The sequence below is a fragment of the Mesorhizobium sp. CA14 genome, assembly GCF_020165195.1.
GTDB lineage: Bacteria > Pseudomonadota > Alphaproteobacteria > Rhizobiales > Rhizobiaceae > Mesorhizobium.
The window spans coordinates 109232-134463 of the sequence record NZ_JAIUHR010000007.1; the positions used below are offsets into that span (position 1 = coordinate 109232).

The window sequence follows — 25232 nt, forward strand, 5'->3', positions numbered from 1 at the left end:
CACGCTTGCCCGCTGTAGGCTTGGCCGCTGTGTCCTTGCCCTTCGAAGCAGTGCCGGCTTTCGCGGCTGGAGCCTTGGCAGCCGGCTTGTCAGGTGCCGCTTTCGCAGTGCCGGATTTGGCTGCCGATTGGGGCTTGCTGGCTATCGAGGTGGCGCGCGCGTCGACCTGCGCCGCCTTCGAGGCGCCCTTCGACACGGTGACCCGCTCGCCCTCATTCGCATGTTCGACGGAATCGGAAACCGGTCCCGCCATCATCGATGCGGAATTGCCCGGCCCATGCGCGGAATCGGGGCCGGTATCGAGCTGCTCGATCACGTCCTCGTCGCCGACCTCGGTCAGCACCGTCTCGACCTCTTCGTCGTCGACGCCGAGATAGGCGGCGATGACGCGCGGGTCGGTCCTGACCGATGCCGGATTGCCGTCGGAAATCTTGCGGCCGTATTCGAGCACGACGACATGGTCGGAGATCTGCATCACCACCGACATGTCATGCTCGATGAGCAGGATCGACGTGCCGGTGCTTTTGATGCCCATCAACAGCTCGTTGAGCGCGGCCGATTCCTTCGGATTGAGGCCGGCGGCCGGTTCGTCCAGGCACAGAAGCTCCGGACCCGTGCACATGGCGCGGGCGATCTCCAGGCGCCGCTGCGCGCCATAGGGCAGGTCGCCGGCGGGATCGTCGGCGCGGTCGACGAGATCAGCCTTTTCCAGCCAATGCCTGGCGAGCTCGATCGATTCGGCCGAGGCCTGGCGGTAGCTCGGAAAGCCGAACAGGCCGAGAAGGGTATAGCCCGAAGCCTTCATCAGCTTGTTGTGCTGGGCAACGAGCAGGTTCTCAAGCAGCGTCATGCCCGAGAACAGGCGGATGTTCTGGAAGGTGCGCGCCACCTTGGCGCGCGCCGGGATCTCATGGTTGGGCAGGCGCTCGAGCAGATAGGTCGAGCCGTCGTTCCGGTTCAGCGTGATCATGCCTTCGGTCGGCTTGTAGAAGCCGGTGATGCAGTTGAACACCGTGGTCTTGCCGGCGCCGTTCGGGCCGATCAGCGCGGTGATCTCGCCGCGCCTGGCCTGGAAGGACAGGTCGCCGATGGCGACCAGGCCGCCGAACTTCATCGACAGATGCTCGACCTGCAGGATGAGGTCATTCGAGGAAGGGGTCGCGTTCATCAGCCGTGGCCCTCCTTGGTGAAGGAGGCCGAGACCGCTCTTCGCTGCTTGAGGAAGGCCGTGGGCTCGCGGCTGCCGACGAAGCCGCGCGGCTTCCACAACATGACGATCACCATAGCCATGCCGAACAGAAGCATGCGGTAGAGTTCAGGCGTGAAATCGGGACCGAAGACCCGCTTCAGGAAATCGAGTTCCCGCAAGGCTTCAGTGCCGCCGATCATCACCAGTGCCGCTATGGCGATGCCGACCAGCGAACCCATGCCGCCGAGCACGACGATGGCAAGGACGATCGCCGATTCCAGGAAGACGAAGGATTCGGGGCTGACGAAACCTTGCCGTGCGGCGAAGAACGAGCCGGCAAAGCCGCCGAACATCGCGCCGGTGGCGAACGCGGTCAGCTTGGTGGTGGTGGTGTTGATGCCGAGTGAGCGACAGGCGATCTCATCCTCACGTAGTGCTTCCCAAGCCCTGCCGACCGGCAGCCGGCGCAGCCTGACGGTAACGAAGGCAGTCAGAAGGCAGAGTCCAAGGATCAGATAGTAAAGGAAAATCTTGTAATAGGCGCCCGATGTGGCAATGGGCAGAACCTTGGCGATGTAGTTCGGATCGGAGACATTGAACGACATCAGGCCGAAGAACGAGACTTTCGGAATACCGGAGATGCCGGCCGAACCATTGGTCACTTCGCGCCAGTTGATCAGCACGAGCCGGATGATCTCGCCAAAGGCAAGCGTGACGATCGCCAGATAGTCGCCGCGCAATCGCAGCACCGGAAAGCCGAGCATAACGCCCCAGAAGGCGGCCATGCAGCCGGCGGCCGGAAGCAGGATCCAGAAGGACAGGCCGAAATGCGTGCCGAGCAGCGCGTAGGCATACGCGCCAACAGCATAGAAGGCGACATAACCGAGATCGAGCAGGCCGGCGAGGCCGATAACGATGTTCAGCCCCCAGGCCAGCATCACATAGATCAGGATCTGTATGCCGAAATTGTCGACCCACTTCAGCGAGCCCTGAAAACCTCCCGCCATCGATCCCGTCACCAGCGCAAGCACCAGCACGACGACGATCGGATAGAGCGCCAGCGCGCTGATGCCCAATGCCGAGAAGTGGGCGTGGATGAAGGCCCGGAAATAATACATTACCCAGGCGACGGCATAGATGATCGCGAGCGCCCGCACGAAGCGCGCGTACCCGGCAAGGTCGGGTCCGAGCAGCCCGTCAAGCGAGCCGGCCAGCACGAACAGCAAGGCTGCGATAACGACCGCGGCTATGAAAAAAGGCATCCTGAAGAAGCGTGCCGCCATGGTCTCGGGCAGCAGGCCTGTGTCGATGTCGGCGACCTTCAGACTCGCCAGGAAGGGCTGGCCATAGGCGACATACAGGAAGCGGCCGACGGCGGTGGCAATGACCACCAGGGCGAGCAAGCCCCAGCGCTGCACCAGGATCAGTTCGTTGCTGATGTTCTGGTCGGTCCTGAGACCGATGAACAGCACGAACAGGCCAAGCGAAATGGCACCGGCGTAAAGCGCCTCGCGGAAAGCACGTTGGAGGGGAGTAGCGACGGTGTCGCGCTCCGAAGACACGGTAGCGGCCATGAGGATCAGACCTTTTCGACTTCAGGCCGGCCGAGGATGCCGGAGGGCAGGAAGATCAGCACGATCGCCAGGATCGAGAAAGCGGCGACGTCCTTGTAGTCGATCGAGAAATAGGCCGACCACATGCTCTCGATGAAGCCGATGAGCAATCCTCCGAGCACCGCGCCAGGCAGCGAGCCGATGCCGCCAAGCACGGCTGCCGTGAAGGCCTTCACGCCCGGCACGAAGCCGTCCGAAAACACCACGACGCCGTAATACATCAGGAACAGGGTGCCCGCGACGGCGGCAAGGGCCGCGCCCATGATGAAGGTGATGGAGATGGTGCGGTCGACGTCGATGCCGAGCAGCGCCGCCATCTTGCGGTCCTGTTCGCAGGCGCGCTGCGCCCGGCCGAGCGCGGTCCGGTTGACGAGATACCAGAAGATCGCCAGCAGTATGATGGTGACGATCACGATGATGATCTGCTTCAGCGAGACGCTGATGCCGTCGATCGTGTAGACCTGGCTGACCAGCGGCGGGATCGGCTTGTTGCGCGGCCCTTGCGTGACCTGGACGAAGTTGGACAGCGCGATCGACATGCCGATGGCGGTGATCAGCGGCGCCAGGCGGAACGAGCCGCGCAGCGGCCGGTAGGCCACCTTCTCGATCGTCCAATTGTAGAGGCTGGTGAGAAGCATCGCCACGATCATCATGATCAGGAGCGCCACCACGACCGGCACCGAATAGAACAGCGCGCCAAGGATCAGGAAGACGATGAGGGCGGTGAAGGCGCCGACCATGAAGATGTCGCCATGGGCGAAATTGATCATGCCGATGATGCCGTAGACCATCGTGTAGCCGATCGCGATCAGGCCATAGATAGATCCCAGCGTCAGCCCATTGATAAGCTGCTGGACGAAATACTGCATATTTACGCGGCTCCCCTGGAATGTCGCCTTTCAGGACGCATTCCTTTTCGTATTTCCCCTAGTCGTAAAGTTTCGAGCCCGGATTGCAACGTGATTTTTCAATCGCTCCGCGTGGTTTGGAAGCACGCCGTCCGATTGCCCGTTTTTTCGCACCCGACCCCTGGACTATCGCGGACCCTATCATTGGCACAACGCAATGTCTTTGGCGATTCAACCCCATGATGAGCCTCCTGTCGAAGGAATCGGCGTCAAAATAAGTTGATGAGAAGAATCCTTGCATGAACCGAAGCGCTGGGTTTCGCGCCGCGGCACATTCCGTTGGGTCAAGATGGCCCTGTATGACGGCCGCGTGACGGCGCCGCGCCTTCGGCCGAGAGCTCGGCGCCACAATAGAAAAGCCTTGAAGCGAAGGCTCAGTAAGCAGAGCCTCCTTCTCCATTGAGACTATGCTTTTCGGTGCCTTCGAGCGGCGGATTGAAGACACTCACCAGCACCATGTCGCCGGCACTGTCGGCGCGCAGGAAATGGTCGTCATGGGCATCGAGCACGTAGACCGTGCCCGGCTCGACGCGATGGACGGTGCCAGTCATGTCCTCGACCTCGCCGCTGCCGGAGATGCAGTAGCAGGCCTCCAGGTGCCGCCGGTACTGCAGCCGCGATTCGCTGCCGGCGCGCACAACCGTGTGGCATATGGTGAAGCCCATGCCGTCTTGGCTTGTCAGCAGCCGATGGCTGGTGCCGTTGCCCCAATCGACGAAGAAGTCAGTTTTTTCTACATCAGCCAATTGTCTAGTGAACATGGTTGTCCTTCCTGAATCGGATTTGAGAAGCGCCGGCGCGCCTCGAATTCGGCGGCAGGCATCGACTTCTTGCTCTCGCCTGGTTAGATTTTTGCGCTGCCGGCCCAGGTCAATGACTCAGGTCGAATCAGGCTTCAAATGATGGATTTTGGTTTTTTCTGTTAGAGAATTTTACAGATGGACTATCTGCCGCTGAACGCGATCCGGGCCTTTGAAGCAACCGCTCGCCATCTCAGTTTCTCGGCTGCCGGTGAGGAGCTCCACGTCACCCACCCTGCCATCAGCCACCAGATAAGGCGCTTGGAGGAATGGCTCGGCGTCGCATTGTTTCATCGCGACGCCCGCAAAGTGCGCCTGACCGAGGCCGGGCTGATCCTGCAGGCATCGGCGAGCGCGGCGCTCGCAGAGCTCGGAGCCACCTGCCGCCGTATTCGCAGAAGCGCCGGCGGGCAATCGCTGTCGGTCGGCTGCATTCCTTCCATCGCCAGCCGCTGGTTGGTGCCGCGCCTGTCGGACTTTACGGTCCGTCATCCCGAGATCGCGATCCGCGTCGCCTATGCGAAGGCCGAGGACCGGCTGGACGACGACAACGACATCCTCATCACGCTGGGCGCCGATCCTTCGCCCCATGTCACCAGCCTCAAGCTGTTTTCCCGCATAAGCCGGCCTGCCTGCAGCCCGCACTATCTTGCGCGCAAGGGGCGGCTGGAAACGGCGGCGGCGATCGCGGCGGCAGACCTGTTGCATGACGAAACGCGCCAGGGCTGGCAGGAATGGTTTTCCAAGGCCGGGGTCAAAGGGCGCGATGTCGGAAGCGGCCCGGTTTTTGCCGATTTCAACATACTGGCGACGGCGGTCATTGCCGGGCACGGCGTGGCATTGTGCCCGGTCGAGGTTTTTCGCGAGGAGCTCAGGCGCGGCGACCTCGTCGTCCTCTCCGATGTTTCGACCGACGACGACAAGGGTTATTTCCTGACCATGTCGGCGCAGCCCTCGTCTGCCGAGGCCAAGTTCGCCGAATGGTTCCGCGATCAGGTTCGGTCAAAGCCGGGGCCTGACCGCAAGCCGGTTGGATATTCCGGCTGACGGTCACGTCACGATGAACCCGTGCGCGAACGGATCGCGGTCGTCGATGAAGATGGTGTTCAACCCGGTCATCCGTGCCCAGCCGCCGATCGAGGGGATGATCGCCGGTTTGCCGGCCACGCTGACCTCCTTTTCGACCCTGCCCTTGAACAGCGAGCCGATGATCGATTCATGGACAAAACTGTCGCCGGGCTTGAGCTTGCCCTTGGCATGGAGCTGCGCCATGCGGGCTGAGGTGCCCGTGCCGCAGGGCGAACGGTCGATCGCCTTGTCGCCATAGAAGACGGCGTTGCGCGCATCGGCCTCGGCATGTTTCGGCTTGCCCGTCCACAGCATATGCGACAGCCGGTCAATGCCGGGATTCTCCGGATGCACGAAGGAGTATTTCTCGTTGAGGCGCTGCCGCACAACCGGGCTCCAGGCGATGAGGTCGCCGGCCGAGTGATCGGCCATGTCCCGGTAATTCTTCTGCGGCTCGACGATGGCGTAGAAATTGCCGCCATAGGCGACGTCGACGCTGATCTCCCCGAGCACCGGGCAGTCGACGGTCAAGCCTTCGGCATAGAGGAAGGACGGCACGTTGGTAATGCGCACCTCCTCGACATCTTCGCCGACCTGTTTGTATTCGGCGATGACAAGGCCGGCTGGCGTGTCGAGCCTCAAGACGCCCGGCGTCTTCGGCTTCACCAGCCCATGCTCGATGGCCATCGTGACGGTGCCGATCGTGCCATGGCCGCACATCGGCAGGCAGCCCGAGGTCTCGATGAAAAGGATGGCGATGTCGCAGTCATCGCGCGTCGGCGGGTAGAGGATCGAGCCCGACATCACGTCATGGCCGCGCGGCTCGAACATCAGCCCGGTGCGGATCCAGTCATATTCGGCGAGGAAATGCGCCCGCCGCTCCATCATCGTGGAGCCTTGGAGCAGCGGACCGCCGCCGGTGACAAGGCGCACCGGATTGCCGCAGGTGTGGCCATCGATGCAGAAGAAGGATTTCTTGGCCATGGATTCTCCTGTCTGTCAGAACCGTTGCGGACGGAAAGGGGTGAGATCGAGCGGTGGAGTCTGCCCGAGAACGAGATCGCGGATCAAGCGGCCGGTCGCCGCCGACTGGGTGAGGCCAAGATGGCCGTGACCGAAGGCATAATAGACGTTCGGCGCGCGCGCCGTGCCGATGACCGGCAATGAATCCGGCAGCGACGGACGATAGCCCATCCACTCGCGGCCGCCCGACGGGTCGAGCCCGGGCAGGAAACGCTTCGCTTTCTCCAGCATCGCCTTGGAACGGGCGAAATTGGGTGGCCGCTCGATGCCGCCGAGTTCGACGGCGCCGCCGACGCGAAGGCCCGTTTGCAGCGGCGTGATAACGAAGCCATGCCCGGAAAAGATCAGCTGCCGCCTCACGTCGAAAGCCGACACAGGCAGCGTCGTGTTGTAGCCGCGCTCGGTTTCGAGCGGGATACGGTCGCCGAGATTCCTTGCCAGGAGATGCGACCAGGCGCCCGCGGCGATCAGGAGCTTCTTCGCCGTGCGCCTGCTGCCGTCGGCCAAAATGATCGTGGCGCCGTTTGCGTCGGCCTCTATGCGCTCCACCCGCGTATGCTCGAAACGGGCGCCGAGCCTTTCCGCATAGGCCCAGATCGCCTTGCCGAGCAGTTTCGGATCGGCGACCGTCTTCCAGCCCGGCACGAAGGTGGCCTTGACGAAGCGCGGCGAAAGACCCGGCTGCAGCGCGGCCATCTCTTCGCCCTCGACATGGCGGAAGCCGATGCCGAAACGCTGGCGCTCGGCCCAGCCGGGCAGCGAGGCGCGGAACTCCGCCTCGCTCTCATAGAACTCGAGCGAGCCATCCTCGCGCAGCATCGGCCGCGTGCCGGAGCGGTCGAGCAGCCCCATCCATTCGGCTTCGGCCAACCTCATCATGCCGGCCTGCGCGGCGAGGCTCGCCTCGTAGTGCTTCGGCGCACCGGCCCGCCAGAAGCGGATCAGCCAAGGCAGGAGTTTCGGCAGGTAGGCCGGCGGAATGGTCAAAGGCCCGAGCGGGTCGGCGAGCCATTTCGGCAATTGCCGGATCATCCCCTTATGCGCCAGCGGCAGCACGTCGGAGAAGGCGAAGGCGGCGGCATTGCCGGAGCTTGTCTCCTCACAGATGCCGGTGCGGTCGAAGACGGTGACGCTGCGCCCCGCTTCGGAGAGCAGGGTCGCAGCGCAGATGCCGATGATGCCGCCGCCGATGATGGCGATGTCTTCCCTCCCTTCTCCCCGTTGACGGGGAGAAGGTGCCCGAAGGGCGGATGAGGGGCGGCGCCCGTCCTCGGAATTTTCCTGCACGTCGCTGTCCCTTATTCGGCCGCCGCCAGACCGTCCGTCGACCGGGGCGACATCTGCAGCGGCAGCAGCTTCGGCCGCACCGCAAGCGCATCCCGGACGATCTTTTCGACCGCCTTGCGGCGTTCACCAGACAGCGGCTGGCGCGGCATGCGCACGCGGTCATTGGTACCGATCGCCAGCACTTCGGCAAGCTTGATGTTTTGGACCAGATAGGTCGAGACATCGAGGTCGAGCAAGGGCCGGAACCAGCGATAGATCGCCAGCGCCTCGTCGCGGCGGCCCTGCCGCATCAGCTGATAGATCGCGACCGTCTCGCGCGGGAAGGCGGTGACCAGGCCGGCGACCCAGCCGATGGCGCCGACCGACAGCGCCTCGAAGGCAAGGTTGTCGACGCCGGTGAAGAGGTCGTAGCGGTCGCCGAACCGATTGATGATCTCGGTCGAGCGGCGGATGTCGTCGGACGATTCCTTGATGGCGACGAAGCGTCTGTCCGACGCCAGCTCCTCCATCAGGTCGATGGTCACGTCGACACGGTATGCGAGCCGGTTGGAGTAGATCATCACCGGCAGGTCGCCGGCTTCGGCCACAGCGCGCAGGGCGGCGACCGTCTCTTGCGGATTGGTGTGGTAGATCGGGCTCGGCACCACCATCAGCCCGTCGGCGCCTTCCTTGGCGGCACGCCTGGCGATAACAGTCGCCTCACGCGTGCCGGGCTCGTTGACGGTCAAGAGCACCGGCTTCTTGCCGGCAGCCTTCTGCGCCGTCTTCAGCACCTCGATCTTTTCGTCAGGCGACAGCATCGGCCCCTCGCCAAGCGAGCCGCAGACGATGATGCCGTCGCAACCGTCCTCCATCTGCAGGGAATAGCAGCGCTCCATCTCGGCATGATCCAAGCGGTCGTCGGCGGTGAATTTGGTCGTGACGGCAGGGAAAACTCCGGTCCACATGGCTGCCTCTCCAATTGATATATCAGTCGTATATCTACCAAGAGCTGGCTCGTCAATGCTGAATCCGTTATTATATATGAAAAATATATCAGGAGCTGGCCTTTGATCTCCCCACTGATATCCGCTGAATCGAACGCGACCTTCGAACCGGCGGCGACCAAGGCCTATCGCGCGCTGGAGCACATGATCGTTACGCTCGAGCTGGCGCCGTCGAGCTTCGTCACCGAAGGCGCGCTGATCGAGCGGCTGGGCCTCGGACGCACCCCGGTGCGCGAGGCTATCCAGCGGCTGGCCTGGGAAGGGCTTCTCGACATCAGACCCCGCGCAGGCATCGCGGTCGCGCCGCTTCACGCCGGCGACTGGCTGCGGGTGCTGGATGCTAGGCGCGGCATCGAGATCGTGCTCGCCCGCTCGGCCGCCCGCTTCGTCACGCGCGAGGCCGCCGACCTGTTCCATGAGGCGGCCTTGGCGATGCAGAAGGCGGTGATCTCGGGCAACGTGCTTGCCTTCATCCAGGCCGACAAGGCGCTCGACGAGGCGCTGGCCATCGCCGCCGACAACCCCTTCGCGGCGCGCGTCGCCGCCCCCTTGCAGACCCACAGCCGCCGCTTCTGGTACCGCTATAAGGCCGACACCGGCCTCGCCGAATCGGCCGAGCACCATGTCGCGCTGATCCGTTCCATCCTCGACGGCGACGAGGAAGCCGCCGCCAAGGACGCCAAGAAGCTGATAGCGCTGCTGCGCAGTCATGCCGAAGTGGCTGCCACGCGCTGAGCAGGATCAGCGCCTGCTTGAGGCGTTTCAGCCGCCCGGCTGCCCGACCGCAGTGGCCAGCGTATCTTCCCACCCCTCGCCGGCGGCCAGGATGCAGCTCTGGCCTTTGACGTCGGTCATCAGGATGGTCCAGGTTCCGCCGGCCGAGACGAACACCTCGAAGATGGCGACGTGTCCGGCCACGCCATAGCCCAGCCGCTTCTCCTCGAATGCCTCCGCCAGCCTCGCGACCAGATAGTCATGGCCGCCGCAGATGACTTGCGCACGCGCCGGAACTGCCGGTAGCGCCATCATGGCGCCAACGGCCGCAAGCTTGACCCATCGAAACGAAAATTCGCGTGCCATGGGGGCACCTCCTTTGCCTTCGCATTCCGGCAAGGGAGGCACATTCGGCCGCCTCAGTGTGCCGGAAGGCTCCAGGCCGGATTGGACGTCTTCATCGCGTCACTCCTTCTGGCTTCCGGTCTGTCGTCGGGAGATCATGACTCCCTGGATTCGATATGGTGAAGCTCCGCTCCGTAAACAAGCGGCGCCGCGGAAAGCGCCTTTCGTGGCGCGACTTGAGCTCGACCGCAGGAGCCGTTGTGGCGCTCACCCCGGCTCCCTGGCGTTTTCAGGCGCCCGGCATCGCCGCGGTGATCGTCGGGCTATCCCAGCCCTCGCCGACGGAAAGCACGCAGCTCTGGCCCTTGGTGTCGGAGGCGAGCACTGTCCAGCTTCCCTGATCCGAGACGAATATCTCGAGCACGACATTCGGATTGATCAGTCCGCGCCCGGCCTCGGTTTCGTGGAACTTGTCGCCAAGCGCCTTGATGATGTCGGCGCGCGCCGCGCATTGCGCCGCCGCGCTCGCCGGCGCGGCTCCAACGGTCATTGCGGTCGCCGCCAATATTGCCGCCACAACAAATCGTGTCATCTGACACCTCCTCGCGCCAGACGAGAACCCCGGCTTGAACCGGCGCTGCTTGGTTGCCTGCACGCATGGCAGGAATACAGCCTAAGGCAGATGGTGGTCTGTTGGTTCCATCACACGGCGATTGAATTATTAGAATATGCGGATGCTCTCGACGTGCCGCGCGTCGAATCATGCGCCTGGAATTGTGCCGCCATGACACGGCGCCGAAAAGCGGGAGGTCGACGCGGCACAAAAAGAAAGCGCGGCTTGCACCGCGCTTCCTGAGGTCTGCTTGGACGACCGTCCGCTTAGTTCATCGTCGGGATGACGAATTCCGCGCCGTCCTTGATGCCTCGCCGCGCGCCCGCAGCCACGAAGTGGCGAGGACGCGCAAACGAGGAAACCGTCGGCTAGTTCATCGTCGGGATGACGAACTCGGCGCCGTCTTTGATGCCCGACGGCCAGCGCGAGGTGACCGTCTTGGTCTTGGTGTAGAAGCGGAACGCGTCCGGGCCGTGCTGGTTGAGGTCGCCGAAGGACGATGCCTTCCAGCCGCCGAAGGTGTAGTAGGCGATCGGAACCGGGATCGGCACGTTGATGCCGACCATGCCGACCTGGACTCTGGATGCGAAGTCACGCGCAGCGTCGCCGTCGCGGGTGAAGATGGCGACGCCATTGCCCATTTCGTGGTCGTTGGCGAGCTTGATGGCGTCCTCGTAGCGCGGCGCGCGCACCACCGAGAGCACCGGCCCGAAGATCTCTTCCTTGTAGATGCGCATGTCGGCGGTCACGTTGTCGAACAGGCAGCCGCCCATATAGTAGCCGTTCTCATAGCCTTGCATCTTGAAGCCGCGGCCGTCGACGACGAGCTTGGCGCCTTCCTTGACGCCGATATCGACATAGCCCTTCACGCGCTCCAGCGCCTGTGCCGTCACCAGCGGGCCGAAATCGGCGGAAGAGTCGGTCGACGGACCGACCTTCAGGCTTTCGACGCGCGGCACCAGCTTTTCCATCAGCCGGTTGGCGGTGTCGTTGCCGACCGGGACGGCCACCGAGATCGCCATGCAGCGCTCGCCGGCCGAGCCGTAGCCGGCGCCTATAAGCGCGTCGACCGTCTGGTCCATGTCGGCGTCGGGCATGATGATCATGTGGTTCTTGGCGCCGCCGAAGCACTGCACGCGCTTGCCCGAGGCGGTGCCGCGCGAATAGATGTAGTGGGCAATCGGCGTCGAGCCGACGAAGCCGATCGCCTTGATGTCCGGATCGTCGAGGATGGCGTCGACCACTTCCTTGTCGCCATTGACGACGTTGAGAATACCGGCGGGAAGACCGGCCTCGATGAAGAGTTCGGCGATGCGGATCGGCACTCCCGGGTCGCGTTCGGACGGCTTCAGGATGAAGGCGTTGCCGCAGGCGATGGCTGGCGCGATCTTCCACAGCGGGATCATCGCCGGGAAGTTGAACGGGGTGATGCCGGCGACGACGCCGAGCGGCTGGCGCATCGAATAAACGTCGATGCCTGGGCCGGCGCCGTCGGTGAACTCGCCCTTCATCATATGCGGCGCGCCGATGCAGACCTCGACCACTTCGAGGCCGCGCTGGATGTCGCCGCGCGCATCGGCGATGGTCTTGCCGTGCTCGCGCGCCAGGATATCGGCCAGCTCGTCATAGTCGCGCTGGACCAGCTCGAGAAACTTCATCAGCACGCGCACGCGGCGCTGCGGGTTGGTGGCCGCCCATTTCGGCTGTGCCGCCTTGGCGTTCTCGACCGCTGCACGCAGTTCCGCCTGCGAGGCTAAAGCCACCGTGCCGCGCACGGAGCCGTCCATCGGCTGCATCACATCCTGCTTGCGCCCGCTGGTGCCGGCGACACGCTCGCCGCCGATGAAATGACCGTATTCGATCATGCCTTCTCTCCCTTGTTTGGTGATGGTGCATTGTCCGCCTTTGCGGCGACGATGGCAACGCGAGCCAAAACGCAACCGTTGTGCGAAAAATAGACAACGATCCCGAGGCGTGCATTAATTGCCGCAATGCCCCCGCGAGGTTTCTCAGGTTGAGTTTTGTCACGCCCCCCTCTGTCCTGCCGGACATCTCCCCCTCTAGGGGGGAGATTGGCAGCTTCGCCGACAGCGCCTTCTCCTGTATCGGCGATTGGCGAAAACCGGCGCGACATCTGATCTCCCCCCCAGAGGGGGAGATGGCCGGCAGGCCAGAGGGGGACGCGAAGGAACGCAGCGTTGACAATCATCGTGCGGACCACTCCCATGAATTGGGATGACGTCCGCATCTTCCTCGCTGTGGCGCGCGCCGGCCAGATCCTCGGTGCGGCCAAGCGCCTGGGGCTCAACCACGCCACCGTCTCGCGCCGCATCGCCGCGCTCGAGGAGGCGCTTCGCACAAAACTCTTCCGCCGCCTGACCACCGGCAGCGAACTGACGCCGGCCGGCGAGCGCTTCCTCGACATTGCCGAGCGCATGGAAGGCGACATGATCGCCGCGCGCTCGGCCATTGCCGGCGAGGGCGACGACGTTTCGGGCACGGTGCGCATCGGCGCGCCTGACGGCTTTGGCGTCGCCTTCCTGGCAAAACGACTGGGCGAGCTGACTGCGCTGCACCGCGAGCTCACCATCCAACTGGTGCCCGTTCCGCGCTCATTCTCCCTGTCCAGGCGCGAGGCCGATATCGCGATTACCGTCGAGCGGCCGACCGAAGGGCGGCTGGTGGCGGGCAAGCTGGTCGACTACACGCTCGGCCTCTTCGCCTCCCGCATTTATGCCGAAGCCAACGGCCTGCCGAAAGCGCCGGCCGAGCTCGGCCGGCACACGCTGATCGGCTATGTGCCGGACCTCATAGTCAGCCCCTCGCTCGACTATGCCGCCGAGTTCAGCCCCGAATGGCGCACCAGCTTTGCCATCTCCTCGGCCCTCGGCCAGGCCGAAGCGGTGCGCTCCGGCGCCGGCATCGGCATCCTGCACACTTTCGTCGCCCGTTCGATGCCGGAACTGGTTTCGGTCGACATCGTCGCGCCCATTCGCCGCGCCTACTGGCTGGTCTATCATGAATCGGTCAGGCCACTGCGCCGCGTCCAGCTCGTCGCCAACTTCATCACCAAGGCGGTGGAGCGGGAGCGGGGCCTGTTCAGCTGATTCACAATCCTGCAAACGCAATCGTGCTTCAAGGCGAGTCAAGAATGAACGAATTCACCACTCGCTCAGCCTTGTCCGCCATCGGCGCCCACATCCGCGCGACTTGCTCGGCGCTCTCGCCCATCACGCTGCAGTTCACATAACCGTAGCGTGCTCCTCGGACGGAGAACGCGAACCTGGAATGGCCATAAAAGGTGGCATTCTCGCTCCGAACCGTGAAGTCCAAGTCGGCCAGGCGGACGGGGTAGCCGTCGGGAAACCTTGACAGCCTGTCATTGCTGAAATCGGCCGTACTGAACGAGGCGCCTATTGTTTTTTTCCAATTATTTATCGACCAGCCCTCCATGAATTTGCCCGTATCGGACGGCGAGCCAGGTACCGATTGATCGTAAGATGAAGCCGATACCATGCAGGTGAGATCGGCGGATTTCACGCTCAACAGTATCTGTTTGTCGGAGGGCGCCTCATTAAGCCATTCCTCTGGGAAGCTCAGCGAGAAACCGTTCTTCTGATCGTGGACGGTCGTGTCTGCGGCATTCGCCGCGGAGGCGCACAAGAACAGAAGTCCTAAAGTGGTGGTTAGAAAACAGAAACGCATCACGATCGTTAAAAACCTTTCCTGGAATTGCTCTAATCCGCGTCGAGCATGAACGAACCAACCACTTTTCCGGCCTCATCCGCAAGCGGCGCCCATTTCCGCTCTACCTCTTCGGAGTTGTCGCCCACGACCCCGCAATTGACGAAGCCGTAATGCGAGCTGCGCAGCGTCAGCGCGATGCGGGAATGGCCGTAGAAACTGACATTTTCGTCGGCATAGTGGAAATCCATCTCGGCTATGCGCACCGGATAGCCGTCCGGAAAATGCGCCAACCTGTCTTGGCGGAAGGCGGCCGACTGATAGGCGACACCGACAATGGTCTGCCAGTTGCTCACCTTCCAGTCTTCCTCCATGAACGCCCTGACATCGGGCGGATTGTCGGGAGCGGTCGGATCGTAGGGATTTTCCGACACGCGGCAGGTGAGCCCTCCTTCGCCGGATTTGATCTTGAGCCGAATGGTGTTGTCAAAGGCGGTTTCGCTCGCCCATTGCTCGGGATAGGTCAGCGAAAAGCCGTGCTCCTTGTCGTGAACGGTTTTGTCCGCGGCAAGCGCCGCCGAGACGCAGGTCAGATAGGCGGCCGCCGCAAAAAGAAAAAGACGCATCCAAAGTCCCCTCGCTGCGGCGATCCTATCACAGGCAGTTGGTCGTTGCCGCCTTGCCTGCGCCACAAATTCGGCGACTGTGGCACCAGCGCGCTTCACCATGCCATGATGGAGCGCTGGAGCAATTCCAAGAAAAGTGTGAGCGGTTAGGCTCGGCGCCTTTGCCGTAGCCTTCCGTCTGGAATTGCGCCAAAACAAAGAGATAGAGCGGTTTGCCGTTTCCATGAAACGGTGAAACGCTCTGGGGGACAATCTTCGGAACGCCGGCGGAGAAATGCGAGCCGTTCTTGCCATTCTGCCGCTGCTTTTCCTGTCGGGCTGCGCCAATCCCTGGGCGAAGGTTCCGGAAGCGGAGCTGCCGAAGCCGATCCGCTATGCCATGTCGCGCCCCTCGCCTTTCGTCATCGGCAATTATTGCGGCCCGGGCACACGCACCGGCGATCTGTCGGCAAAGCCGGTCGACCGTCTCGATGCCGCCTGCCGGGTCCACGACGCCTGCTACATTGCAAGGCGCAATCATTGCGACTGCGACGGCGCGCTCGTCGCCTCCGCCAGAAAGATACGCGACGACAGGACGGCGCCGCGCAAGATGCGCAGCGAGGCCGGATTGCTGATCGCCTCTTTCGCCTTTCCCCTCTGCAGGATCTTTCCACAAGGCTTCCTGCCGCCACGCGATCCTGCCGAGCTCAAGGCCATGAACGGGGCGGCCGGATGAGCCTCAGGTCGGCTGTCGCCAAGGCGTTGCTTGGATTGGCGCTGGCAGCATTTGCCGGTTGCGCTGGCATGCCCGGACATTCGGCCTGCGCCTTCTTTCCGGGCGACGACGCCTGCGGCCGCCTGCCTGTCTCCGCGGACAGCGGCGGCGAGGAGATAGCCGCGGCGCATTATTTCGCGAGCGACGGCAACAGCGCCTACGAGAAACAATTCCAGGCGCTGCTCGCCCAAAGCCGCCTCGATGCGCTCGACCGCGCCAACGGCACAGGCCGCTTCGGCCGCGACTGGCGCGATGTCCAGAACGGCGGCTTCCATGCGACCTATCCGGCGCTGCAGCGGTTGGCCAAATCGCTCGACGACACTGAGATTGCGCCGACGCAAGGCAAGCCGGGCGAAGGCCGGTTCACCGGCCGCTGGCGCATGTCGCGGCAGACGCTCTATCTCGATGCCGCCGCGCGGCCCTTGGCGCCCAAGACCTTTAGCTTCTCGGGCCTCGAGGCGCGTTCGGTCGAGATCGTGCTGCGCCAGGCAGGCCAACCGGCCATCGACATCGGCGGCACCTGCAACGGCCCGCTCGCGATCCGCGCATCGGGCCGATCCACCACGGTCGCCAAGGCCGCGCCATTCCATCTCAGCCTGCCGGCCGACGAAACCTCGGTCAGCCTGTTTCCGGACCAGGCGGTGACCCGCTGCGATCTTCGCGTCACCTCGACCCTGGCGCCGGCCGGCGCGCCGCTGACCCTGCTGCGGGAGGAGAGCGCCGATCCCTGGATCGCAGCGCTCGACAGCCGCTACGACCGCTGTCCGGTGCCGGATCCGGCAGGTATGGAGGAGCTCGACCGCGCCTTCTATGCCGGTCGCTGGCTCTCGCAGACCTGCGCGCTGCCATTGGGGTCGCCGACCCTGCTGCGCAAATCGCGCCACGGCTTCAACGCCAAGGTCGAAGCCCTGCTCGGCAAGACGCTGCCGGACAGCGCCTTCGACAAGGCGGACCCCGAACTGCCGCTCGATTTCTCCAACGCGCCGAAGCTCAGGCTGATCTATCTGTCGTCGCTGGAGTTCAAGGCGGACTTCTCCGGCCGTATGATGGAGCGGCTGATCCGCCATCACGCAGCACTTGGCACCAAGGTGCGCATCCTAGTCACCGATGTGCTGGAGCGGGAGAAGGACGACGCCATGCTGCACCGGCTGGCATCCGAGTTCCCCAATGTCGAGCTGCAGGAATATCGCTGGCAAGCCGATCACGGCGCGCCGTTCGACGAGCAGTTCTCCCAGCTGCACAAGACCCACCACATCAAGATGCTGGCGACGCTGGCCGAGCAGCCCGGACGCTCGCGCGTCATCATCGGCGGCCGCAACATCCATGACGGTTTTCTGTTCCACAAGCCCGTCGACCTGACCCGCTATCCGGAGCTGGAACAATACGGCAAGACCGACGGCTTCTCGCTGAACTACTATTCCAACTGGAGCGACTTCGACATCGAGATCGCCGACCCGGCGACCGTCGAGACGCTGGCAGCGCATCTGTCGACCGTCTGGCTGCGCGATGCCGACACCAATTTGTCGCGGCCGTTCTCCATTCCGGTCCGTTCCGGCGCGGCCCCGGGCGGCGTGGCGCGGCATTTCATTTCCGTGCCCTATGAGGACGGGCACGCGCTGGAGGCCTATTTCGTCGAACTGATCGACACCGCCGAGCATCGCATCGAGATTGTCAATCCCTACCTCAACCTGACGCCCGCTATCGCCCGTGCCTTCGACCGGGCGCTGGCCAGGGGCGTGAAGATCGATGTGGTCGGCCGCATCGACCTCAAGGGCGATATCGGCGGCCGGTTCCTCACCGCGCTCAACAAGCTGTTCGTCGAGAAATATGGCGACCGCATCAACATCCGCGAATTCAAGGCGCCGGATGTCGTCTTGCATTCCAAGATCATGATGATCGACGAGAGGCTGGTCGCCATCTCCTCGGTCAATCTCAACAACCGCAGCTTCTTCCATGACTCGGAGAACGGCATGGTCGTGCTCGATCCGGCCTTCTACCGCCGCATGAAACCGGTCTATGAGGATTACCTCGCCCATTCGCGCCCGGTCGCCAGCAATGTCACGATCGGCTGGGCCTACCGGCTGCTGTTCAGCGACAGCTGGGTCAGGGAGGCGTTTTGAGGCCTTGAAGCGCGCCGCCTCACCCCGATGCGACTCGGTTAGATAGGTTTCAGATACCGTTCCGGACTGAGGTCGCGCGCGTTGATCTCCGGAACCCGGTTGGACATGATGTCGGCCAGCACCTTGGCCGAGCCGCAGGCCATGGTCCAGCCGAGCGTGCCGTGGCCGGTGTTGAGGTAGAGATTGGCAACCTCGCTCAGTCCGACCAAGGGCGGTCCGTCCGGCGTCATCGGCCGCAAGCCGCACCAGAAGCTCGCCGCCTTGAGGTCGCCGCCGCCGGGAAAGAGGTCGCCGACCGAATGTTCCAGCGTGCGGCGGCGCGATTCATGCAGGCGAAGATCATAACCTGAAATCTCCGCCGTGCCGCCGACGCGGATGCGGTCGCCGAGCCGCGTGATCGCCACCTTGTAGGTCTCGTCCATGACGGTCGACACAGGCGCGGCGTCGGCATTGGTGATCGGCACGGTGATCGAATAGCCCTTCACCGGATAGACCGGAATCGGCCGCCCCAGCGAGCGCATGAATTGCGCCGAATAGCTGCCCATCGCCATCACGAAGGCGTCCGCCGTTCTCCATCCGCCGTCCGTAAGGACATTGGTGAGGCGGTTGCGGTTCCGGACGATGCGCCGGACGGTCGAGCCGTATTCGAAGGTTACGCCGCGCGCCACGCAGAGCTCGGCGAGCTTGTCGGTGAACATCTTGCAGTCGCCGGTCTCGTCGCCCGGAAGCCTGAGGCCGCCGACGAATTTGTCGCGCACCGCCGCAAGCGCCGGCTCGGCGGCGACACAGCCGTCGCGGTCGAGGATCTCGTACGGCACGCCATATTTCTTCAGCACCTCGACGTCGCCGCCGGTGCCGTCGAGCTGCTTCTGCTTGCGGAAGAGCTGCAGCGTGCCTTTGGTTCGTTCGTCGTAAGTGATGCCGGTCGCCTCGCGCAACGCCTTCAGCGTGTCGCGGCTGTATTCGGCAAGCGGCACCATGCGCGACTTGTTGAGCGCGTAGCGCTCGGCCGTGCAGTTGCGCAGCATCTTGAGGAGCCAGCTCCACATATTCGGGTCGAAGGCCGGCCGCACGACCAGCGGGCCGTACTTCATCAACAGCCATTTGACGGCCTTGACCGGGATACCGGGCCCGGCCCAGGGCGAGGCATAGCCCGGCGACACTTCGCCCGCATTGGCGAAGCTGGTTTCGAGCGCCGGCCCCGGCTGGCGATCATAGACGGTCACTTCGTGACCGGCCTCGGCGAGGAAGTAGGCGGTGGTGACCCCGATCACGCCGCCGCCCAGCACGATGACTTTCATTCTATGCTCCCTCAAAGCCCGATCATGCCGCCGAAGGGCCCGGATCGTCCCCGCCTGTCTGCCGGATTCTGCCGCGCCCGCCAAGGGCCAGCCAGCGGCGTGCGCGCTGTGGACCAGCTTGCAAAGGCGGCTGTCTCAGCCGCCGATATAATGACGGTGAAAGCGCGCGCCCAGGCTGGTCAATATCTCGTAGCCGATCGTGCCAGCATGGCCGGCCGCGCCGTCGACGCTTTGCGACGGGCCGATGAGCTCGACGAGGTCGCCTTCGCCGAGCCGGCCGGCGGGAAGCGCCGAGACGTCGAGAATGATCGAGTCCATCGACACGCGCCCGACGAAGGGCAACCGCATGCCCTCGAACCAGGCAGCCGAAGCGGCGCGCCGGGGCCAGCCGTCGCCATAGCCCAGCGAAATGGTCGCTAGCGTGAGCGGCCCGTCCGCATGATGGGTATGGCCATAGCCGATGCCGGCGCCGGCGCCCACCTGCCGCGTCTGCGCCACCTTGGCTTGCAGCCGTATGACCGGCAGCATCGGGTTGGGTGCGTTGGGCGTCGGGTTGACGCCGTAGAGCGCTGCCCCCGGGCGGGCAAGGTCGTAGTGATAGGCTGGCCCAAGAAAGATGCCGGACGAGTTGGCCAGGGAGGCGGGCGCCGCAGGCAGCATCTTGCGCAGCCGTTCGAATTCGCGCCGCTGCCTCTCGTTCGCCGCCTGTTGCGGCTCATCGGCGCGGGCGAGATGGCTCATCACATAGCGGAGGTCGATGCCGTCGAATGCGCCCGCTTCCCCCGAGACCGCCTCGACTTCCGCCGGCGCCATGCCAAGCCTGGCCATGCCGCTGTCGACCTGGACGGCGGCAGGCAGGCTTTGGCCCATGCCCCGCGCGGTCTCGCGCCAGGCCTTCAGTTGCATGGCGCTGTTGATGACCGGGCAAAGCCCAGCCGCCACGGCTTCCGGTTCCGAGCCGGGCGGCAGCCCGTTCAGCACGAAAATGTCCGGCCCTGGCCCGATCGCCTTGCGCAGCGCGATGCCCTCGCCGAGCAGCGCGACGAAGAAGATGTCGCAGCCCTCTTTCGCCAGCGCCGACGCCACTTGGGCGGCGCCAAGCCCATAGCCGTCGGCCTTGAGCACGCCGGCACAGCGGACGCCGCTCAGCCGCGCCGTCAGCCGGCGGTAGTTCTCGCGAATGGCCCCGAGGTCGATCGTCAGGATCGCGCCGGCCGCCGCCGCGCTGACCGTCGAACCGCTACTTGCATCACATGCCGGAAACCCACGTCCGGTGTCGTCGCTCATGGCGACCCCCGCTCATTGCATCGGCAATCAATACGGCGATGGCGCGGCCGCGACAACCTGGGCGGAAGGCCGCTCAGGGGACGAGATGCTGGAATGCCGCCACCACCTGCTCGTAGACCTTGCGCTTGAACGGCACGATGAGGTCGGGCAGCTCCCGCATCGGCCGCCAGGCCCATTCATCGAACTCGGCCGTGTGGCCACCGGGCGGCGGGTTGATCGCGATCTCGCTTTCACCGCCCTCGAAGCGGTAGGCGAACCATTTCTGCGTCTGGCCGCGATAGCGGCCCTTGAAGGCGACGCCGACCAGATGCTCCGGCAGGTCGTAATTGATCCAGTGCGGCGCCTCGGCCAGCAACGACACGCTGCGCATGCCGGTTTCCTCATAGAGCTCGCGCCCGGCGGCCTCGATCGGCTCTTCGCCCTTGTCGATGCCGCCCTGCGGCATCTGCCAAAGCTGCGTCGTGCCGGCGAACTCGCTGTCCGGTTCGGCGATGCGGTGCCCGACCCAGACCAGACCGGCCTTGTTGAGGATCATCAGCCCGACGCACGGACGGTAAGGCAGCGTTTCGGGATCGATCTTCTTGACCATCGGTCGGATTTTCCTGCTTCGCTTGAGGTCCGGCGCTTCGCGGCGCGAGGTCGGAATGGTGAATGGTGAATGGAAGTGACCGCCGGAAGCCGCGCACCACACTGAAACCTCGTACTATTCACCATTCACTCCCTCTCAGCGTCATGCCTGGGCGACGGCCCAACGACTAGCCTTTTTGCGGATCGATGGCCACCGCCGAGATCGGCACGATCTCGATGCCTCGCTTCTTCGCTTCGGCAATCCAGGACGTCACCGTGTCGACGGTGATGTCGAAGGCCGAACCGATGCCGACCGCGCTGCCCTTGGCCCGCGCCGTGGCTTCGAGGCTGTCCAGCTTCTTTAGGATTTCGCCGCGATCCTGCACGGCATCGATCGCCATGTCGCCGGCGACGAACGGCACGCCATCCTTCAACGCCAGGTCAGGCGCCACACTTCGCGAGGATGAGCCGTCATCGATATAGGCAAGCCCCCGCTTGCCGAGTTCGGCCATAAACGGTTCCATCGCCGCATCGTCGGCCGAGAAACGCGCGCCCATATAGTTCATGACCCCGGTATAGTTCGTGGTCCTGGATAGCGCCCAGTGCAGGCTCTTCAGGTTCTCGTCAGGGCTCGCCGACACCGTCAGCGTGTTGCGTCCCGGATTGACGTTGGGATAATCGAACGGCTCGAGCGGCACCTGCATGACGATCTCATGCCCGCTCTGCCTTGCCGCCTGCATCCAGCGGCCAATGCTGTTGCCTTGCGGCGCGAAGGCCAGCGTCACTTCGGCCGGCAGCTTGGCGATCGCGGCTTGCGTCCCGGTCTGCGAGACTGCGAGCCCTCCGATGACGATCGCCACGCGCGCGCCTCGCGCGCCGGACCATGGCCGCGCATAGACGTCGAACGGCCGCCGGCCGTCGGCGGAGCGCATCGGCAGCGGACCGGTGTCGCTGGCCTCGATCAGCGCCCTGTCCGGGATATGGGCGACCTTGAGTTTCTGGCCGAGCGTCGAGGGATCGCGGATGACGATCGCCGCCTTCGGCGGGCCGTCGCCCTCTTCCGTCTGGACGTGGATGATCTGCGGGCCGCCGCTCTTCATCGGCGTGCTGGCCTGTGTCGCAGCCGAAACCGGAGCCGGCGCAGGCACCGGCGTCGCTGCCGCCGCAGGAGCAGGCTCAGCCGTGACCTTCGGCGTCGACACGGCCACTTCTTCCGGCTTGCGGAACGGCCTTTCACGCAGCGCAATAGCGCCGGAAACACCGATCACGCCAAGTAGGGCCAGCACAGCGGCGAGCGAGCCTGAGCCGATGCCACGCGAAGCCTTGCGCTCAGGCCGGAGCGTTTGTCCGAGCGGGCGTTCGATTTCCTTGCCGATCTCAGCCAAGTCGTGTTTCCCCGGAAGCACGCCAGGGTCACTTTTTCGTGACATCTCGCGTAAGCTTCACAATCGCTGGCGCGATACCCCACGCGCGTGGCGCCCCACCGCAGTCCCCGAATCAAACTGCCGGAACCTCGCGGCCCCGGCAGCATTGCATTGCTTCGCGCAGCCGGCCAGAGCCGGACCGCATTACTGGTTCAGCACAGCCTTGTCCGGGTTCGGCGGGAACGACGGATCGGTCTTTTCGCCGCGCAGGAGCTGCTCGGCATAGATCAGCTGCAGGTCGTTCTTCGGATCCGGCGGCACATAGGCAGCCGAGCCCGAGCCGGTGGAACTCTCGTCGGCGCCCTTGATGTGACCCTTGAGGTCGGATTCGCCACGGGTCAGGTCGCGGCCCTGGAGATCCGGCGGCAGCGGCTGATCGACCTTGATGTTGGGCGTGATGCCCTTGCCCTGGATCGACTTGCCCGACGGCGTGTAATAGAGCGCCGTCGTCAGCCTGAGCGCGCCATTCTCGCCGAGCGGAATGATGGTCTGCACCGAGCCTTTGCCGAAGGACTGCGTGCCGACCACGGTGGCGCGGCGCAGATCCTGCAGCGCGCCGGCGACGATTTCCGAGGCGCTTGCCGAACCGCCATTGACCAGCACGATCAGCGGCTTGCCGTTGATGTCGTCGTTCTGCTTCGGCTTGGCGTCGAAGCGCGTGACGTCCTTCGGATCTCGGCCGCGAGTCGAGACGATCTCGCCGCGCTTGAGGAAGGCGTCCGACACGCTGACCGCCTGGTCGAGCAGGCCGCCCGGATTGAGGCGCAGGTCGAGCACATAGCCCTTCAGCTTGTCGTTCGGCACCTGCTTCTTGATGTTCTCGATGGCATTCTCGAGATCGTCATAGGTCTTCTCGGTGAAGGAGGTGATCTTCATGTAGCCGATGTCGTTCTCGACCCGGTACTTCACCGCCTTGACCTTGATGATGTCGCGCACCACCGTCAGCTCGATCGGCTTGTCGGCGCCCTGGCGCAGGATGGTGAGCTTGATCGGCGTGTTGACCGGCCCGCGCATCTTCTCGACCGCGTCGTTGAGGGTCAGGCCGCGCACCTCTTCGCCGTCGATCTTGGCGATGTAGTCGCCCGACAGCACACCCGCCTTGGCGGCCGGCGTGTCGTCGATCGGCGTGATTACCTTGACAAGGTCGTTCTCCATGGTGACCTCGATGCCGAGGCCGCCGAACTCGCCCTTGGTCTGCACGCGCATATCCTGCGCCTGCTCGGCGTTCATATAGGAGGAGTGCGGGTCGAGCGAGGACAGCATGCCGTTGATGGCATTCTCGACGAGCGACTTGTCGTCCGGCGGCGTTACATAATTGGCGCGCACGCGCTCGAAGATGTCGCCGAAGATCGCCAGCTGCTTGTAGGTTTCCGAACCCGCAGCGTTCGCCGCCGAACCCGGTGCGCCGTAGACCAGGCTCATTGCCGATGCGCCCATCAGCGCGCCGGCAAACAGAAGCGACAGTTTCCGCATCATTTCACGTCCTTCCAGAGAATCGGTCCGCCCACCATGGGGCCGGATCGACGGGTTTTCCATCCTTGCGGAACTCTACATAGAGTTCCGGTGTCGCATTTCCATTCCGCGAGGCCGAGGTGCTTGCCACCCGGGCCTCTCCCATCGCGCCGATCGGCTCTCCTGCGAGCACCGACTGTCCGGTCGCGACGCTGATTCTGCTCATCCCCGCCAGAACGACATGATACCCGTCGCCTGCATTGAGGATCAAGAGTTGACCATAGGAGCGAAACGGCCCCGCATAAAGCACGTTTCCATCCGCCGGCGCGGTGACGATGGCTCCCGATTGTGTCGCAACCATGTCGCCCTGCATCGCCGCGCCATTGCCGTCATCGGCGCCGAAACGCAGTTTGATCTTGCCGATGACCGGCAGCGCGATCTGGCCTTGCAATGCCGAAAACGGCGCCGATCCCGTGAGGCGGTTCGCCTCCGGCACCGGCAGGGCGGCGAGCTCGGTGGTCGAGGCCGTGGTGTCGGCGTCCGTCGATTTGCGCTCGCCCGCCTTGGCCTGGTCCTGCGCCTTGCGCGCCTTGTCGGCTTCCAGCGAGGCGATCAAGTCCTTGAGGCTGCTCGCCTTCGCCGCCAGCTGCTGCGAATGCTGCTGCTCTGCCGCCATCGCGGCCTGGGTGTCGGCCTGCAGCTTCTTCTTGGCCTCGAGCAGCATGGTGAGCCGCTTCTTCTCCGCCGTCTGGTCGGTGACGGCGGTGGTGAGCCTGGCCCGCTCGGCCTCGATCGAGGCCGTCACACGCGTCTGCTCCTTGAGATCGGCCATCAGCCGGTCGGTCTGCTGGCGCAATTCCGGCACCACCGCGCCGAGCAGGATGGCGCTGCGCACCGACGACAGCGCATCCTCGGGCTTGACCAGAATCGCCGGCGGCGGATTGAGCCCCATGCGCTGCAAGGCGCCGAGCACTTCGGCCAGCACGTCGCGCCGCGCCATGAGCGAGGCGCGCAGCTTCTTTTCCTCGTCCTTCAGCCCTTCGAGCTTAGCACCGATATCCTCGATATCCTGCCCGAGCTTTTGCTCCGTCATCGCCGACTGGATGAGCGCAGCGGTGATCGAAGCATAGTCCTTCCGCACCGAGGCGATGTCGGCGGCGAGCTTGCTCAGCCGTTCCGACGAGAGCGTGATCTCCTTGGAAACCTGCTCGTATTCGGCTCGGCTCTGATCCGGATCGGGCGCGAGGTCGAGCGCGTTCTCGGCCGCCCGGACCGGTCCGAGTGCGACCATGGCGGCGACAAGGGTCAAGCCGCAGCGGCTGCGCCAGGCGCGCGTAATCGGAGTCCAGCCTTCAGACATCAGGCCTCTAACCTATCCGCCGCTTCGTTAAGGAACCATCAACCATGTTGGAAGCGCCGCTCAGAGCAATTCCAGGAAAAGTGTGTAACGGTTTTCCGTCCGGAATTGCGT

At 64.1% G+C, this 25232-nt stretch carries 22 protein-coding genes and 1 pseudogene; 5 read left to right on the top strand and 18 right to left on the bottom strand.

The annotated features are described in order from the left end of the window. Nucleotides 1–7 precede the first annotated feature (7 nt). From LB565_RS10890 to LB565_RS10905, 4 genes and pseudogenes are all read right to left on the bottom strand, one after another. A pseudogene (locus LB565_RS10890) lies at nucleotides 8–1168 on the bottom strand (ABC transporter ATP-binding protein); the annotation flags it as partial. Continuing rightward, the gene (gene livM / locus LB565_RS10895; RefSeq protein ID WP_224583745.1) at nucleotides 1168–2763 is read right to left on the bottom strand and encodes a high-affinity branched-chain amino acid ABC transporter permease LivM; all 1596 of its coding nucleotides are present in this window, start codon (nucleotides 2761–2763) and stop codon (nucleotides 1168–1170) included. The pseudogene LB565_RS10890 and the gene livM, both read right to left, overlap by 1 nt. Nucleotides 2764–2768: 5 nt before the next feature. Continuing rightward, complete coding sequence (locus LB565_RS10900; protein ID WP_224583748.1) at nucleotides 2769–3671, bottom strand: branched-chain amino acid ABC transporter permease; 903 nt, start codon at nucleotides 3669–3671, stop codon at nucleotides 2769–2771. A 413-nt stretch (nucleotides 3672–4084) separates the two neighbouring features. Beyond that, entirely contained in the window at nucleotides 4085–4471 is a 387-nt protein-coding gene (locus LB565_RS10905; RefSeq protein ID WP_041000990.1) for an ectoine synthase, read from the bottom strand. Between the two features lie 177 nt (nucleotides 4472–4648). Here LB565_RS10905 and LB565_RS10910 point away from each other — a divergent pair, with 177 nt between their 5' ends. Then, nucleotides 4649–5557: a LysR substrate-binding domain-containing protein gene (locus tag LB565_RS10910; RefSeq protein ID WP_224583750.1), complete on the top strand. Its 909-nt coding sequence runs from the start codon at nucleotides 4649–4651 to the stop codon at nucleotides 5555–5557. A 3-nt stretch (nucleotides 5558–5560) separates the two neighbouring features. Here LB565_RS10910 and LB565_RS10915 read toward each other — a convergent pair whose 3' ends face one another. Genes LB565_RS10915 through LB565_RS10925 form a run of 3 tightly spaced genes read right to left on the bottom strand, consistent with a single transcriptional unit; the run spans nucleotide 5561 to nucleotide 8835 of the window. Then, nucleotides 5561–6562, bottom strand: a complete 1002-nt coding sequence (locus tag LB565_RS10915; protein ID WP_224583751.1) for a 4-hydroxyproline epimerase — start codon at nucleotides 6560–6562, stop codon at nucleotides 5561–5563. Between the two features lie 15 nt (nucleotides 6563–6577). Next, nucleotides 6578–7888, bottom strand: coding sequence for an NAD(P)/FAD-dependent oxidoreductase (locus tag LB565_RS10920; protein ID WP_224583752.1), 1311 nt, complete (start codon nucleotides 7886–7888; stop codon nucleotides 6578–6580). Between the two features lie 11 nt (nucleotides 7889–7899). Then, nucleotides 7900–8835: a dihydrodipicolinate synthase family protein gene (locus tag LB565_RS10925; protein ID WP_224583754.1), complete on the bottom strand. Its 936-nt coding sequence runs from the start codon at nucleotides 8833–8835 to the stop codon at nucleotides 7900–7902. 102 nt (nucleotides 8836–8937) lie between these two features. Between LB565_RS10925 and LB565_RS10930 the strand changes: the two genes are divergently transcribed. Further along, entirely contained in the window at nucleotides 8938–9609 is a 672-nt protein-coding gene (locus tag LB565_RS10930; RefSeq protein WP_411970635.1) for a GntR family transcriptional regulator, read from the top strand. A gap of 27 nt (nucleotides 9610–9636) precedes the next feature. Here LB565_RS10930 and LB565_RS10935 read toward each other — a convergent pair whose 3' ends face one another. From LB565_RS10935 to LB565_RS10945, 3 genes are all read right to left on the bottom strand, one after another. Then, complete coding sequence (locus LB565_RS10935; RefSeq protein WP_224583756.1) at nucleotides 9637–9954, bottom strand: hypothetical protein; 318 nt, start codon at nucleotides 9952–9954, stop codon at nucleotides 9637–9639. A gap of 268 nt (nucleotides 9955–10222) precedes the next feature. After that, on the bottom strand, nucleotides 10223–10525 hold the full coding sequence (locus LB565_RS10940) for a hypothetical protein (RefSeq protein ID WP_140841768.1): 303 nt from the start codon (nucleotides 10523–10525) through the stop codon (nucleotides 10223–10225). Nucleotides 10526–10914: 389 nt separating this feature from the next. Continuing rightward, the gene (locus LB565_RS10945; protein ID WP_224583758.1) at nucleotides 10915–12411 is read right to left on the bottom strand and encodes a CoA-acylating methylmalonate-semialdehyde dehydrogenase; all 1497 of its coding nucleotides are present in this window, start codon (nucleotides 12409–12411) and stop codon (nucleotides 10915–10917) included. Between the two features lie 360 nt (nucleotides 12412–12771). Between LB565_RS10945 and LB565_RS10950 the strand changes: the two genes are divergently transcribed. Further along, nucleotides 12772–13653, top strand: coding sequence for a LysR family transcriptional regulator (locus LB565_RS10950; RefSeq protein ID WP_224583759.1), 882 nt, complete (start codon nucleotides 12772–12774; stop codon nucleotides 13651–13653). Nucleotides 13654–13681: 28 nt separating this feature from the next. Here the strand turns inward: LB565_RS10950 and LB565_RS10955 are convergent, their stop codons facing one another. Both LB565_RS10955 and LB565_RS10960 read right to left on the bottom strand, forming a co-directional pair. Further along, the gene (locus LB565_RS10955; protein WP_224583874.1) at nucleotides 13682–14251 is read right to left on the bottom strand and encodes a hypothetical protein; all 570 of its coding nucleotides are present in this window, start codon (nucleotides 14249–14251) and stop codon (nucleotides 13682–13684) included. A 32-nt stretch (nucleotides 14252–14283) separates the two neighbouring features. Next, on the bottom strand, nucleotides 14284–14856 hold the full coding sequence (locus LB565_RS10960) for a hypothetical protein (protein ID WP_224583761.1): 573 nt from the start codon (nucleotides 14854–14856) through the stop codon (nucleotides 14284–14286). Between the two features lie 274 nt (nucleotides 14857–15130). Between LB565_RS10960 and LB565_RS10965 the strand changes: the two genes are divergently transcribed. Then, nucleotides 15131–15571 (top strand): hypothetical protein, encoded by a 441-nt coding sequence (locus tag LB565_RS10965; RefSeq protein WP_224583763.1) that lies wholly within the window; start codon nucleotides 15131–15133, stop codon nucleotides 15569–15571. Further along, nucleotides 15568–17730: a phospholipase D-like domain-containing protein gene (locus tag LB565_RS10970; RefSeq protein ID WP_224583765.1), complete on the top strand. Its 2163-nt coding sequence runs from the start codon at nucleotides 15568–15570 to the stop codon at nucleotides 17728–17730. The genes LB565_RS10965 and LB565_RS10970 overlap by 4 nt, the downstream gene beginning before the upstream one ends. 38 nt (nucleotides 17731–17768) lie before the next feature. Here the strand turns inward: LB565_RS10970 and LB565_RS10975 are convergent, their stop codons facing one another. From LB565_RS10975 to LB565_RS11000, 6 genes are all read right to left on the bottom strand, one after another. Next, on the bottom strand, nucleotides 17769–19031 hold the full coding sequence (locus tag LB565_RS10975; protein ID WP_224583767.1) for a D-amino acid dehydrogenase: 1263 nt from the start codon (nucleotides 19029–19031) through the stop codon (nucleotides 17769–17771). 135 nt (nucleotides 19032–19166) lie between these two features. Further along, nucleotides 19167–20318, bottom strand: coding sequence for an alanine racemase (alr, locus tag LB565_RS10980; protein WP_224583768.1), 1152 nt, complete (start codon nucleotides 20316–20318; stop codon nucleotides 19167–19169). Between the two features lie 73 nt (nucleotides 20319–20391). Beyond that, on the bottom strand, nucleotides 20392–20907 hold the full coding sequence (locus LB565_RS10985) for an RNA pyrophosphohydrolase (RefSeq protein WP_224583769.1): 516 nt from the start codon (nucleotides 20905–20907) through the stop codon (nucleotides 20392–20394). 166 nt (nucleotides 20908–21073) lie between these two features. Beyond that, nucleotides 21074–22270 carry a divergent polysaccharide deacetylase family protein gene (locus LB565_RS10990; protein ID WP_224583771.1) on the bottom strand — a complete coding sequence of 399 codons (1197 nt, stop codon included), beginning with the start codon at nucleotides 22268–22270 and terminating at the stop codon, nucleotides 21074–21076. 183 nt (nucleotides 22271–22453) lie between these two features. After that, on the bottom strand, nucleotides 22454–23785 hold the full coding sequence (locus LB565_RS10995; RefSeq protein WP_224583773.1) for a S41 family peptidase: 1332 nt from the start codon (nucleotides 23783–23785) through the stop codon (nucleotides 22454–22456). A gap of 1 nt (nucleotide 23786) precedes the next feature. Further along, nucleotides 23787–25121 carry a murein hydrolase activator EnvC family protein gene (locus tag LB565_RS11000; protein WP_224583775.1) on the bottom strand — a complete coding sequence of 445 codons (1335 nt, stop codon included), beginning with the start codon at nucleotides 25119–25121 and terminating at the stop codon, nucleotides 23787–23789. Between the last annotated feature and the right edge of the window lie 111 nt (nucleotides 25122–25232).